This window comes from Marinobacterium aestuariivivens (genome assembly GCF_042661465.1).
In the GTDB taxonomy this organism is placed as follows: Bacteria; Pseudomonadota; Gammaproteobacteria; order Pseudomonadales; family Balneatricaceae; genus Marinobacterium_A; species Marinobacterium_A aestuariivivens.
Window position 1 is genome coordinate 3,058,489 of the sequence record NZ_JBHSWE010000001.1, and the last position, 12,824, is coordinate 3,071,312.

The window sequence follows — 12,824 nt, forward strand, 5'->3', positions numbered from 1 at the left end:
GACGTCACTCCGCTTGCTCGATCAGCGCTTCAATACTTGCCCTGAGTTGTTCAATTGTCGTTTGGCTTTCCGGGTTTGCTGCAAGATAGTCATTGACCGCCGCTCGTTGCTTCCCGGGAAACATCAGATAGTCTTCTTCAGTCGTTGAGTACTGTTGCCAGAGCACGTCCATCTCTTCAGCAGTTGGACTGCGTCCATTAGCTTGCCAACTATCCCGTGCCAACTGCATGCGTGCGATGGTTAATTCCACATAGGTCTGTACAGTAAGTGTTTCCGCCCGTGCGGATTGATAAGCCAACGGCAACAAAACGCATATGACTGTAAGTATTATTGAAATTCGGAATTTCATCAGTAGAACACCCTTACCAGCGCATAGCGCGTTATAGATTCACTGCTCGTCGAATCAGTGGCGCGCAACGATATTCGATAATCGCCCGCGTCGGCAAATAGGCCATTTTCGGCATGACCATTCCAGGCGATTGTATGTCCCGTTCCTGCCGCAACGGCCTGCTGCGTGATCCGTTTCAGTACCTGCCCTGTTTTCAGGTTGGTAACCGTCAGTTCCACGGTCGCGGTTTTGTCTAGATCGTATGTGACGGTAGCGACAGGCGCATTCGGCGTCAGGAAGTCTGGTGTGGCTGGGTCGAAGAAATTGGGATCTACCTGCATATTCGAGATCACCGGCGCGGCTTGAAGGAATATCGCGTTATCGGGCAGCGTAAAGCCGAATATCCCGAACAGGAAAAAATCTCCCGGTGGCGCTACCGCGAAGTTGCCACTGGCGTCGAGGCCGTCCCAATGTATCGTGTGCGTTCCAGCGCCAAGGGGAATTCGGTTGAGCAGCGTAATAAAACGGGTATCGGTGAAGAAGAGACCGATAAATGCTAGAATTTCAGACGCGCCACGGTTCGCGGGGATGGTAAAGTTGATATCCAGCAGATCATCCTCAAACGGGCTGAAAGTCCGCGGTAGAGAATTTCTGGAGGGATTGTAACGGACGCCGCCGGATGTATTGGTCCAGTCGACACGGCGTACTTCGGGGCCGAAATCGTATTCCAGAACCGCATAATAGGGCGCTTCAGGTAACAGGTTGCCGTCGTCGCTCCGTCCATCCCAGGGATCCTGGTAATTGCCCGCAGCGCGGAACTCATTGACGAGTGTTCTTACGAGCTGTCCCTCCTGATCCTTCAGCAGGATTCGCACAGGGACTCCTGCCGTTAGTGAGGTATTGATCACTCCGGACTCTCCAAGTGACGGATCGAAAGTGTTGTCGGGGATCGAAAGGTTTGCAGTGAGGTTGACGATCACCTCGGTAGTATCGATGCCAGTTTTACCTTCATCGTCAGTGGCTCGCAGTGCGGCGGCGAAGATGCCCGCATTCACGTAGGTAAAGCTGGTGGCCGGGGAGCTCGGGGATGAATAGTCGAACAGCCCGTCGCCGTCGAAGTCCCACTCCCATAGCACGATGCTTCCATCATCAACGGCACTGCCATTGAAAGAGACTGCCAGTGGGGCGCTGCCACTGCTCGGCGATGCCGTTGCGGTAACGCTAGGAGAGCCTGGGGAGCGGGGCGAATCAGGGTCGTGGTTGTGCGTGCTTCGCCGGTCAAGCCATCATTGTCGGTGACTCGGCATAGCGCGACGAAGGTACCCTCCTGGCTATATGTATGCATGACCGAGCCCGAACTCGGGTTGCTGTAGTCGAAAGACCCGTCGCCATCGAAATCCCACTCGTAAAGCACAATGGTGCCGTCGGCATCACTGCCGGTGCAGGTTAAATTGACATCGAGGGGGACAGGGCCGTTGGAGGGGCTCGCGTTGGCTATCGCTATCGGCGCATTGCCGCCGACCTGGATGGTGCAGGTATCCGTCGCGGTATCACCGAAGTTGTTGGTGACCTCCAACACGGCATTGAAAGTACCCTGAGTATTGAAGGTAAAGCTGTAGTCTTTGGCGACCGAGTCGACAGTATCGAAGACTCCATCACCCTGGAAATCCCAGCGATACAAAACGATGCTGCCGCCGTCGAACTCGCCACGGCTGCGGAAGCGTACTGCAAGTGGCACTTCACCACTGGTCGGGGCGCAGTCAGCAATCGCCGCGAAGCCGCCGACGGTGAAGGTAATCATCGTTGTCTGTACATTACCCGCGAGGTCCGCGATTTGCGCGGTCGCTTCGTTTTCGCCAACGGGAAGTGGAGCCGCGGGTGTGTAGCTGGCGCCGTACGGGGATACAAAAGTGCCAGAAGTGACATCGATGCCGTTGATCGTGGTCTGATAGGAGCTCAAATCGAGCCCTGAACCGTCATCGCTAAAGAAAACGCGAATTTCAGGCATCGAGGTGACTGTCGATCCCTCTACTGGCGATAAGAATCCGATATCAGGTGCTGTGTTATCGCCAAAAATAAGGACGTTATCCTCGTCACTGGCTTCGCCGTCATCGACCTTCAAACGCGCGAGGTAGTCGCCCTCGACGTCGGGAATGAGCGTCGTTATTGCCTGATCAGAAGGGATAAGGTCCGCGCTGGTCAATGTGCTCCCGTCGGGTCGACCGATCAGACTCCAAGAATCCGCGAGAGGTAGAGGCCCTTGATCGGGATCGGTACTTCCGGAGCCGTCCAGCTTTGCCGCTTGGCTCGTTCTGACGGCTATGTCGGGCCCGGCATCTGCATTGGGAGGGACATTCGACTCGCTGGCGATGATCTGGACCCGATCCGTGTCGTTGCTTGCCCCATTGCCGACATCCAATCTGAGAACATAGTTACCGACTGTATCCGGGGTAAATTGGGGAGCAGGCGTGTTTGCGAAAACAATGTCCGCGTCGGTCAATGCACTTTCAGGCGGCAGCGACTCAAAGATCCATGTAAAGCTCAGTAGAAATCCGTTGGGATCCTGGCTGTTGGAACCGTCGAGAAGCACCGGTATGCCGATCAAGGCGTTTTGATCTTCACCTGCGTCGGCATTTGGTGGAGCGATATCTGCCACGGCAGTCACAGTAACCTGGTCGGGTGTGCTGTCTACCTCACCGTCATTGACAACAAGTTCGAAGACATAGTCGCCGGGCTGATCTGGTATGAAACTAGGCTTGATGCTCGCTGTATCCTGAAGTGTCGCTGTGCTGCCTGGAGGAGCTCCGACTGCCGACCAGCCAAATGTAATCGCATCGCCATCGGGATCGAAACTCTTACTGCCATCCAATGAAAAAGAAACCCCCGTGAGAGCGGAGTTGTCCTTGCCCGCATTTGCGATGGGAGCTGTGTTTGTCCCGAATATCGAAACGATAAGGAAAGAACCAGGCTCCCCTCTGATCTCGATATTCTCCACGACGATCTCATTGCCGTCTGCAAGCGATACGGGGATCTCGATAAGATCGACCTGCTTGCTGAAATCCTCCGGACCTAAAATCTGAATACCATTTATCGTGATAATTGCGCTGCTGACACGGGTTGATTCGTCCTCGCCGTCACCGTTCTGAACAATGAGTGTGAAGTCGTCGTCCGGATTCCAGATCGAAAAGTGCCTCACCTCGGGTCGAGGCTTGGCTCGGCCTCTGTCGAATTGTTCGGGGCCAAAGACAATCGTTTCACCATAAACGGGCAACAAAGAGTCGAACAGCATGAGTAACGCTGACATAGCGAAGTACAAAGCATACTGCGTGCATCTTTTCGGTATCTGCATCGTACTCCTCCTTCAGGAGGTTGTTTTCAGATACGTTTAGGTCGTAATACGTCACGAATCGACCCACGATCACCTGAGACGTCTTGACTTCTGAGCATCTGACCAGCTACTACCAGTTACTATTAACTAGGCAGTATTTTACCGAGATTACCAAGCTAGGCCGGAGCCGGGCATGGTCACGCAGGCCGGTGCTAGGTCCCTGTCACAATGGCCTGTTGCGCACTTCCATGTGCGGCTTAGCCCATGCCCGGCCCCTCTGAATGCACGGTATTTTATTGCCGGTTTAATAGAAGACGCTGCTTCGTGCTAGTGTCAATAAACTTTATCAGTATACTTCGGACATTAACTAATTTATTTGTGTGAGCATTGTAATAAGACGCTTAGTTTTATACAAATATTATTCCAATTATATAACTGTAAGATATTTAAGTCTTTTTTTAAGGGTTTTGGCTTTTGTGGTGATTGTGGTGTCTCTGTTCATATACAGTATAAAAGTTTAAGTTAAGAAAGCTTTTATATTTCAATGCATTATGTGGACTGTGATTTTGTTTGCCTGTAATGGAGATGAAAGTGGGTAGTGACATTCACTGATAACTTAAGTCGATAATGCTTTGATTTATTTGAATATTATGTCAGGTTTACACGTGTAAATTATTGTCTAGTCTAGATGTTGCAGTATCCTCGCAGAATTTGTAGAAACAGTTTCTTTAATTTCTGATTTTACTGGATTTTGGCCGTTAGGATTTTCTAAAGTTCATCTTGGTGTTGGAAACTTTAATTCTTGGCCGGCCGAACCTGCCTGTATGAAACGAGCAGTTCTACCTAAACTCGGCTCGTCCACCATTCTGGCGATAGCGCTTCGGCGATATTTCTATCAAGGGCGCGCGGGCCCGCACAAGACTTGAACGCTGGCTACGGGTACGAGGTGAGGATGGATGAGACGATTTACATTGGCCGCAGCCCGGTCGAAGATAGACGTACCGGCCTGAGGACCGGCGTAAAAAGGATGATCCGCCAGGCTGCTCTGGACCCGACGGAATTCGGAGGTTTGTAATGCGATTCGGACTGCTGTTCGTTGCCGCCCTGTTGCTCGGCGGCTGTGCCAACGGCGACTGGCGTGACGCCAGCCGGGCGCCGGCGGGTATCGCGCCGGATCCGGCAACGACCCCCGAAGCGGTGATACAGGTCTATGGCGCGCCGGCCTGGGGCTGGCGCGGCTGGTTCGCCATCCATACCTGGATTGCCGTGAAGCCGAGCAATGCCCGTCAGTATACCGTCTACGAGGTGGTGGGCTGGCGCGAACGGCGCGGGCTGCCGGTACTCAGGGTCGAGCAGGATCATCCGGACCGCTACTGGTTCGGCGAACGCCCCGAGCTGCTGCTGGATCGTCGCGGGCCCGGTGTCGATCGCCTGATCCAGGCCGTCGACGGTGCCGCCCAGGCCTATCCCTGGAAGCATGAATACCGCGTTTTCCCGGGCCCCAACAGCAACACCTTTCCGGCCTGGGTGGCGGAGCAGGTGCCGGAGCTCGGCCTCGAGCTGCCGTTCAGTGCCATCGGCAGCGGCTGGGCGGACTGAAACATTTGTAGGAGCCTCGCCCGCGAGGCGAACCCATCCGGCACGGTGGTTATTCGCACCGGGGCGGCGCTCCTACTTGCGTTTGCCACCTGACAGCAGCGAAGGCCGCACGGCGCGGCCGCCGGTATCGTCGGCCGCGGGCTGCGGTTTGGGGCGGGCCTTTGGTTTGGCGACCTTGGTGGCGCGCTGGCGGGTCTGTGACGGCGTACGTCTGGCCGGGGAGTCCTCCTCCGCCATGTCCTGGCCGTGGAAGGGAACCGGCTTGAGCGGCAGCGGGCGGCCGATGGCGGCCTCTATCGCCAGCAGGTAGCGTTTTTCGTCCGGTGCCACCAGCGAAATTGCCTGGCCCTTGCCGCCCGCGCGGCCGGTACGGCCGATGCGGTGGATGTAGGCTTCGGGTTCGTTGGGCAGGTCGTAGTTGACCACCCGGGGCAGGGCATCGATATCGAGCCCGCGGGCGGCCACGTCGGTGGCGACCAGTACCCGGATTTTCCCCTGGCTGAAGCCGGACAGCACTCTCAGACGCTCGCGCTGGGGCTTGTCGCCATGCAGTGCGGCGGCACTGATCGCCTCATTCTGGAGGTACTCCGCCACCAGGTCGGCACGCTTCTTGGTTCGGGTGAATACCAGTACCTGTTGCCACTGACCGCCCTGGATCAGGTAGGCGAGAATATCGGCCTTGTCGCGCTGATCGACGGCATAGGCGAACTGCAGCACGGTCCTGGCGGCCGAGTTGCGCCGGTCGACCCGGACCCAGTGGGGGCGGTGCAGGAAATCCGGCACCAGCTTTTCCACCGCGGCGGACAGCGTCGCGGAAAACAGCAGGGTCTGGCATTTTTCGGGCAGCTGTTCCCGGATTCGGCGCATGTCGGCGATAAAGCCCAGGTCCAGCATCCGGTCGGCCTCATCGAGCACCAGCAACTCCAGTTGCGTCAACTCGGTGACCCGTTGTTGCAGCAGGTCGAGCAGGCGGCCCGGCGTCGCCACCAGAATATCGGCGCCGCGCTCGAGGCGCCGGATCTGGTTGTCGATGCGGCTACCGCCAAAGAGCGCAACCGGCACCAGCGTCAGGTAGCGGCCATAGGCTTCGAGACTCTGGCACACTTGCAGGGCCAGTTCGCGGGTCGGGACCAGAATCAGTGCCCGCGGAAGGCGGAGTTCGACATCGGTTTCGGTTGTCGCCAGTTTCTGCAGTAGCGGCAGGGCAAAGGCGGCCGTCTTGCCGGTGCCGGTCTGGGCCTCGGCCACCAGATCCTGGTCGTCCAGGATCGCGGGGATTCCCTGGGTCTGAATGGCGGTCGGGCGGCGGTAGTCGAGTTCGGCGAGCGCCTGGCGCAGCGGCTCGATAAGGCCAAGGGAATCGAATGTACTCATCGGAACCTGTCAGCGGCGGGAGCGGTCTGAAGAAGAGCCCATGATAGCGGAAACGGAGTGTCGCGGCGAACCCCCAAGCCTTGTCGGCGGGATTGACCGGGGCTCCGTTCGGGCGCAGGATAAATACCGAGGATTTGTCATTTTAAAGGACATCAGGATCCGATGATCAGTCTCCTGCCGGAGCGGCAACGTTCGACCGGCTCTCTCGTCAAATCCCCCGCCTTCTGGGCGCTGGCGCTTTTTCTGGCACTGATTGCCTTGCGATCGACAGCGGCGACAGCATTGGCCGATACGGTGGCCCAGAAGGTGCCGGTGTTCGTGCTGGCACCAGAGGGCGGCGACCAGGGAAACACGGGGCAGCCGGTCGATGTCGACAACGATGACGGCCTGCCGGGTCGGTGGGCGCAGACGGCTCCGCAGTGGTTCGATGCACCGGTAGCCGGCTCCTCTGCTGGCTGGGGCTTTCGTCTTCATATCCATGCCCGGGCCCGGGCTCCGCCCAACTCCCTCTCAGCCTGAACTGTCTGCTTCTTTTTTCATTCGTTCAAGTCGCTCTGGCGCTGGCCAGAGGGAGGCCAATGGCATGCAAACCTACCACGAACTCAAACCCGTATCGCTCGGCAGCTATCACCGGCTGTCCCATCCGGAAACCGAATCGCTGAGTCTCGAAAGCCCGGCGAGCGACATCGTGACACGCTTCGATCACACCCGTCCCTTTGCATTGGAGCTCGATGTGGGCATCGATGATGCGCTGTTGCTGATGAAAAAGGCCCATGTCCGTTCGGTGATCGTCATGGATGGCGCCGAACAGTTCAAGGGCATCATCAGCGTTGCCGACCTCGAGAGCCGCAAGGTCCTCAGCATGGCGCAGAGTCTCGGGCAGCGGCGTGACGAGCTGACCGTCGCCGACCTGATGACACCGCGTGACAAGCTCTCCGGTCTATCGATTCAGCAGATCGAAGGCAGTCGCATCGGCGACGTGCTCAAGACTCTGCAGGATGTGGGCTCCCAGCACATGCTGGTGGTCAAACCCGATGAGTCGCTCATCTGCGGCATCATTTCCGCCAGCGATATCGCCCGCAAGCTGCACATCCCGGTGGCGATCACCGAGCGGGCGACCAGTTTCCGGGAGGTCGTCGATGTGCTGTACGGACGCAATGGCGCCGCCTGATCCCGGCGTCGGAACCCGTTCCCTTGCTGTCCGGCCCCCTCAGGGGGCGGGCCGAGATTCAATCGCTGGAGCCGATCCGCTTCGCTGTCTACGCTTTAGGGATACTTTCACACAGACAGGACAGCGATGGGACTCGAGATCGAGAAGTCCAGCTTCACCGCGCAGGAGTTTCGCCGCTTCAATCAGCGCCTCGACAACAATCTCGAGGCGCTGAAACTGCTGCTGCAGAAACCCGGATTCGGCAAGGGACCGGCCTCGCTCGGCGCCGAACTCGAACTCTATATCGTCGATCGAAACGGCCATCCGCTGTCGGTCAACCGCGAGATTCTCGGCGAGATCGACGATCCCCGGCTGACCCTCGAACTCAACCGCTACAACCTCGAGTACAACCTGACACCGGTCCCGGTCCGGGGCCGGCCCTTTCGCGGATCGAGTCGGAAATGGTGGGCATACTGCGCGAGCTCGAGCAAAAGGCGGAAGGGCACCACGGGCATGTACTGGCGATCGGCATACTGCCGACCCTGAGACGCAGCGATTTTGGCCCCCAGGTGATGAGTGAACAGCGCCGTTACCAGGCTCTGACCGAAGGCCTGGCGCGTATTCGCGGCGAAAGGTTCACGGTGCGGATCAACGGTGCCGAGCCGATCACGCTGCGGGCCAGGGATGTCACCCTCGAGGGGGCCAACACCTCGATGCAGCTGCATTACCGGGTGGCGCCGCGCCAGTTCGCCGATATCTACAACGCCATTCAGCTGGTCACGCCGGTGGTACTGGCGGTGGCCGGCAACTCCCCTTTCTACTCGGGCACAGGCTTTGGCACGAGACCCGGATCCCGCTGTTCAAGCATGCCATAGACGGCTCCACCCGCGACTGTCACGGCGCGCAGAAGGCCTCCCGGGTCGGATTCGGCACCGGCTGGGTCAGGGACGGGGCCTACGAACTCTTTGCCGAATCGGTATTGCTGCACCCGCCGATTCTGCCGATCTGCAACGACGGCGAAGATGCCCTGGCGCAGGTGCGGGACGGCGCCGTGCCGGGACTGCAGGAACTGCGGCTGCACCATGGTACCGTCTGGTCCTGGAACCGGGTGATCTATGATGACGCCGGCGACGGTCACCTGCGTGTCGAGATGCGGGCGCTGCCGGCGGGGCCCACGCCCTGCGACATGATGGCCAATGCGGCGCTGCTGGTCGGGCTGGCGGAAGGCCTGCGTGACGAGATTCGCGAGCTGATGCCGGCGCTGCCTTTCCCGATGCTGTCGCATAATTTCTACCGGGCCGCGGAGCACGGCATCAATGCGCGGCTGCTGTGGCCCTCGTTCAGCGATCGCCGGCTGGTGGAGCTTTCGGCGACGGAGCTGGTGCGCAATCTGCTGCCGCTGGCGCAGCGGGGGCTCGAGCGGATCGGCATCGCGCCCGCGGAGCGGGATGGATATATCGAACTGGTGCGCAACCGCCTGGAGCGTGGGCGAACCGGCGCGACCTGGCAGCTCGACCAGGTCGCCCGGCTGTCGCGGCGCCTGAGCCGGCAGCGGGCGCTGAAAACCATGCTGGAATGCTACCGGGCCAATGCCGGTGTCAACCGGCCCGTAGCGGAATGGACGGATATCAGGTGATGCAGGACGACAGAATCAGTATCCAGCACAATCCGGACCCGGCCGGTATCGCCCGGACACCGCAGGATTTCCTGCGTCAGCTCGACGGTCCTACCCTGATCGTCGTCGACGGCGAGGACAATGATCGCTGCCGTGCGCTCAGCACCCTGCTGCATGGCAACGAGCTCTCGGGACTTCGGGCCCTGCATGGCTGGTTGCGCCGGGGTGAACGGCCGCGGGTACGGATGCTGCTGTTCATACTGTCGGTGTCGACGGCACTGGCCGACCCGCTGTTCAGTCACCGTCAGTTGCCGGGCGAGCGGGACATCAATCGCTGTTTCCGTCCGCCTTTCGGCGACCGCCCGGGCCGGGTGGCGGAGCAGCTGCTGGAACTGCTCGAGGAATACAAGCCCGAATGCATGATCGATATTCACAACACGACCGGCATGAACCCGGCCTTCGGGGTGGCGACCCACGAGGACCCCGCCCATGAGGCGCTGGTGGCGCTTTTCACGCGTCGCCTGATCATTACCGATATCCGCCTCGGCGCGCTGATGGAGATCAGTCGGCCCGAATTTCCGGTGGTGACCATCGAGTGCGGCGGCAACCGGGATCCGGCAGCGGACCGGCTGGCGGTACAGGGGGTGCTGCGGTATCTGCAGCAGGACGAGGTGCTGCAGCTGCCGGCCGCGGGACTGCACCTGGATCTTTATCATCATCCGGTGCGGCTGGAGCTGTCCCCCGAGACCGAGATTCGCTTCGCCGACGAGCCCGACCCGGACGCCGATATCACGGTACCGCGTCACCTGGAGCGCTACAACTTCGGTCAGGTCGGCGCCGGCACTTTCCTGTTCTGGCTGGGCCCCCGGGGGCGTTCCCGGCTGCGTCTGCGGGACGCTTCGGGGGCGATGTGCTGTCGCAATACTTCAACTGCATCGGCCACTGCCTCTATGCGGCCCAGCCGATCAAGCTTTTCATGGTCACCGACAATCCCCTGATCGCGCGCAGCGACTGTCTGCTGTACGCCGCGCCGGAAACCGGTCATACCATTCTCGACAACTGAAGAGGCGCAGTTGCCCGCTGAACTTCGGCTTAAACGGCCTTGAAAAATGATCCGGCAACTCGTCGGCCATGGCGCAGTCATACGGGTACAGCTACCAAAGGAGGTGCCCTATGAAGGCTCGGTTGCTCAGTGCCGGCGCGCTGGCTCTGTGCCTCCTGACCGGTCCGGCGCAGGCCGATGTGGATGTGGGGATCTGGTTCGAGGGGGCTGCCATCCACGGCGACGGTTTCAGCCTCTATATCGGCGGACCCTATTATCGGGATCGCTACATCGTGACGCGACCGCACTATACCCGTCACTACTATCGCTACGACAAGCACCGATACCACAAACACGGATACCACAAGCGCTTCGGCCATCGCCCATACGGTTTCGACCGGCACAGAAACCGTCATGACTTCCGTCATCATCATCATCGCCGTCATGGCGGCGCAATACATGACGGTCGGCGCGGTTCGCGCATCCATGACCGCCACCACGATTCCCGCCTCCGTTATTTCCGCGATGGCCGCAGGCACTTCGATCACCGCCGCTAATAACCGGGAAATGGGTGATGGTTGAACGACCCCCGGTTCCGGAAAATGTTCTGATCCTCAGCGCACCACCAGTGCCTGAATGCCGGGGAGTTCCAGCAGGGGATGGGGCGCGGGCCGGCCGCCTGGCCAGATCCAGTCCCGAGGCAGTACCAGGGTGTCGGTCGTTGCCGGCAGCCAGCCGGTCAGCTCGGAGGGATCCTCGGTCGTCAGCGCTTCGAGGCGCAACGGTCCCTGCCCGGGCAGCAGGCCGAACAGTTCCCGCGTGCTGCGGTACGGGCAGTCGGGCAGGGCAAGGACGAGCAGGGGCTGGTGCTGGCTGCTGGCCAGTCGGGCGGCAAGCTGCAGCGCCCGACGGCTCGACGGCGCCTTGCCGCCGCAGACGACCGCGATCGTGGTTGCAGCGACGCGGGGAGGCGGCGCGAGCGACTGGGGCCGGGTGCGGGCCAGCACCAGCAGTTCGGTTTGGGCCCAGTTGTTACCAAGCCCCTCGAACCAGTGACCACGGTAAGTGCGCAGGTGCCATTGCACGGCGCTTTGCTGCGCCAGTTGCCGAAGCTGCCGCTGCAGCTCCTGCGACAGCTGCCGGCTCGCCTGCTCGAGCCGGTCTTGACTGAGCCGGCGCGAGCGCGCCGTGTGGCGTATCACTTCCTGGCAGAATGGCAGACCCGCCACGGTATGGAGGTCCTGATCCTCGATCAGCAGGGCTTCCAGATCGATGCCCAGCTCCGCTGCCAGTCGCACGAAGCGCTCCAGCCTGCCGGGATCGAAGGCACCGGCTTCGAGGGTCAGCACCAGGCGGCGGGTCACGACCGTTCTCCTGGGAGTGCTGTTTGCGGGCGGTCTCGTACCAGTCCTGCAGCTGCCGCTGTACCCGGCCATTGAGCGTTCGCGGCGGATAGAGACCGTCGCGATCCATCTCGCCGGCATCCTGTCCGGTCAGCAGCGCCAGCATCTCGTCGATTTCAGCGACCGCGTAGATATGGAAATGTCCGTCCCGGCACGCCTCGACCACCTCGCTGTGCAGCGTCAGGTGCTCGACGTTCGCCGCCGGGATGATGACACCCTGGTCGCCGCTCAGGCCGCGACTGCTGCAGAGTTCGAAGAACCCCTCGATCTTCTCGTTGACCCCGCCGATCGCCTGGATCCGGCCGTGCTGATTGACCGAGCCGGTGACCGCAAACTGTTGCTTCAGCGGCACGCCGGCAATGGCCGACAGCAGGGTGCAGAGTTCGAGGGCCGAGGCGCTGTCGCCCTCGACGGCACCATAGGACTGCTCGAACACCAGACTGGCATTGAGCGACAGCGGCGAGTTGCGGGCGTAGCGGTTGCCGAGGAAGGCCGACAGGATCAGCACCCCCTTGCTGTGGATGGCACCGCCAAGCTTGGTTTCGCGCTCGATATCGATCATCCGGCCGCTGCCGATACGGGCCGTGGCGGTGATGCGGGCGGGCCGGCCGAACCTGTGGTCCCCCATCTGGATGACCGTCAGACCGTTGCCCTGGCCGGGGACGGCGCCCTCGGTATCGATCATCAGGGTGCCACGTTCCATCTGGCGCAGCATCAGCTCGGCATACTGGCTGTTGCGGTGGCGTGCCGTGGCGACCGCCTGCGCCACATCGGCGGCCTCGATCCTGTCCTGATGACGCTGCCGGGCCCAGTAGTTCGACTCGCGCAGCAGGTCGACGATCTCGCCGCGGTGCAGTGACAGCCGCGTGCTGTCGTCGACATAGCGTGAACTCTGCTCGATCACGCGCTCGATGCCACCGCGGGCGAACGGCAGCAGTTTCTCTTCGTGGCAGAGCGCACAGATCATGCCGATATAACGTCGCAG

Annotated in this window: 14 protein-coding genes and 1 pseudogene; 8 read left to right on the forward strand and 7 right to left on the reverse strand. The window is 60.4% G+C overall.

Annotation, left to right across the window (positions count from 1 at the left end; translation table 11 throughout):
• Window positions 1-4 precede the first annotated feature (4 nt).
• The 4 genes and pseudogenes from ACFQDL_RS15830 to ACFQDL_RS15845 form a co-directional block, all read right to left on the reverse strand.
• Window positions 5-349 carry a hypothetical protein gene (locus ACFQDL_RS15830; RefSeq protein WP_379909887.1) on the reverse strand — a complete coding sequence of 115 codons (345 nt, stop codon included), beginning with the start codon at window positions 347-349 and terminating at the stop codon, window positions 5-7.
• The gene (locus tag ACFQDL_RS15835; protein WP_379913112.1) at window positions 349-669 is read right to left on the reverse strand and encodes a FlgD immunoglobulin-like domain containing protein; all 321 of its coding nucleotides are present in this window, start codon (window positions 667-669) and stop codon (window positions 349-351) included. The genes ACFQDL_RS15830 and ACFQDL_RS15835 overlap by 1 nt, the downstream gene beginning before the upstream one ends.
• Before the next feature lie 396 nt (window positions 670-1,065).
• A pseudogene (locus tag ACFQDL_RS15840) lies at window positions 1,066-1,488 on the reverse strand (PKD domain-containing protein); the annotation flags it as partial.
• Window positions 1,380-3,677, reverse strand: coding sequence for a PKD domain-containing protein (locus ACFQDL_RS15845; RefSeq protein WP_379909888.1), 2,298 nt, complete (start codon window positions 3,675-3,677; stop codon window positions 1,380-1,382). The pseudogene ACFQDL_RS15840 and the gene ACFQDL_RS15845, both read right to left, overlap by 109 nt.
• A gap of 1,053 nt (window positions 3,678-4,730) precedes the next feature.
• Here ACFQDL_RS15845 and ACFQDL_RS15850 point away from each other — a divergent pair.
• The gene (locus tag ACFQDL_RS15850) at window positions 4,731-5,255 is read left to right on the forward strand and encodes a DUF3750 domain-containing protein (RefSeq protein WP_379909889.1); all 525 of its coding nucleotides are present in this window, start codon (window positions 4,731-4,733) and stop codon (window positions 5,253-5,255) included.
• 72 nt (window positions 5,256-5,327) lie between these two features.
• Here the strand turns inward: ACFQDL_RS15850 and ACFQDL_RS15855 are convergent, their stop codons facing one another.
• Entirely contained in the window at window positions 5,328-6,629 is a 1,302-nt protein-coding gene (locus ACFQDL_RS15855) for a DEAD/DEAH box helicase (RefSeq protein ID WP_379909890.1), read from the reverse strand.
• A 162-nt stretch (window positions 6,630-6,791) separates the two neighbouring features.
• Between ACFQDL_RS15855 and ACFQDL_RS15860 the strand changes: the two genes are divergently transcribed.
• The 7 genes from ACFQDL_RS15860 to ACFQDL_RS15890 all read left to right on the forward strand — a co-directional run bounded on the left by ACFQDL_RS15860 (window position 6,792) and on the right by ACFQDL_RS15890 (window position 10,993).
• Window positions 6,792-7,148, forward strand: a complete 357-nt coding sequence (locus ACFQDL_RS15860; RefSeq protein WP_379909891.1) for a hypothetical protein — start codon at window positions 6,792-6,794, stop codon at window positions 7,146-7,148.
• Window positions 7,149-7,212: 64 nt separating this feature from the next.
• Window positions 7,213-7,800 (forward strand): CBS domain-containing protein, encoded by a 588-nt coding sequence (locus ACFQDL_RS15865; RefSeq protein WP_379909892.1) that lies wholly within the window; start codon window positions 7,213-7,215, stop codon window positions 7,798-7,800.
• Between the two features lie 126 nt (window positions 7,801-7,926).
• Entirely contained in the window at window positions 7,927-8,325 is a 399-nt protein-coding gene (locus ACFQDL_RS15870; RefSeq protein WP_379909893.1) for a hypothetical protein, read from the forward strand.
• Complete coding sequence (locus ACFQDL_RS15875) at window positions 8,241-8,654, forward strand: glutamate-cysteine ligase family protein (RefSeq protein ID WP_379909895.1); 414 nt, start codon at window positions 8,241-8,243, stop codon at window positions 8,652-8,654. Before ACFQDL_RS15870 ends, ACFQDL_RS15875 begins: the two co-directional genes overlap by 85 nt.
• Window positions 8,655-8,758: 104 nt before the next feature.
• On the forward strand, window positions 8,759-9,415 hold the full coding sequence (locus tag ACFQDL_RS15880; protein ID WP_379909896.1) for a hypothetical protein: 657 nt from the start codon (window positions 8,759-8,761) through the stop codon (window positions 9,413-9,415).
• Complete coding sequence (locus ACFQDL_RS15885; protein ID WP_379909897.1) at window positions 9,415-10,392, forward strand: M14 family metallopeptidase; 978 nt, start codon at window positions 9,415-9,417, stop codon at window positions 10,390-10,392. The genes ACFQDL_RS15880 and ACFQDL_RS15885 overlap by 1 nt, the downstream gene beginning before the upstream one ends.
• A 175-nt stretch (window positions 10,393-10,567) precedes the next feature.
• Complete coding sequence (locus ACFQDL_RS15890; RefSeq protein WP_379909899.1) at window positions 10,568-10,993, forward strand: hypothetical protein; 426 nt, start codon at window positions 10,568-10,570, stop codon at window positions 10,991-10,993.
• A 57-nt stretch (window positions 10,994-11,050) separates the two neighbouring features.
• Here the strand turns inward: ACFQDL_RS15890 and ACFQDL_RS15895 are convergent, their stop codons facing one another.
• Together ACFQDL_RS15895 and ACFQDL_RS15900 are read right to left on the reverse strand one after the other, a co-directional pair.
• On the reverse strand, window positions 11,051-11,521 hold the full coding sequence (locus ACFQDL_RS15895; RefSeq protein ID WP_379909900.1) for a hypothetical protein: 471 nt from the start codon (window positions 11,519-11,521) through the stop codon (window positions 11,051-11,053).
• Entirely contained in the window at window positions 11,469-12,806 is a 1,338-nt protein-coding gene (locus ACFQDL_RS15900) for a Lon-insertion domain-containing protein (RefSeq protein ID WP_379913114.1), read from the reverse strand. The genes ACFQDL_RS15895 and ACFQDL_RS15900 overlap by 53 nt, the downstream gene beginning before the upstream one ends.
• Window positions 12,807-12,824: the final 18 nt, after the last annotated feature.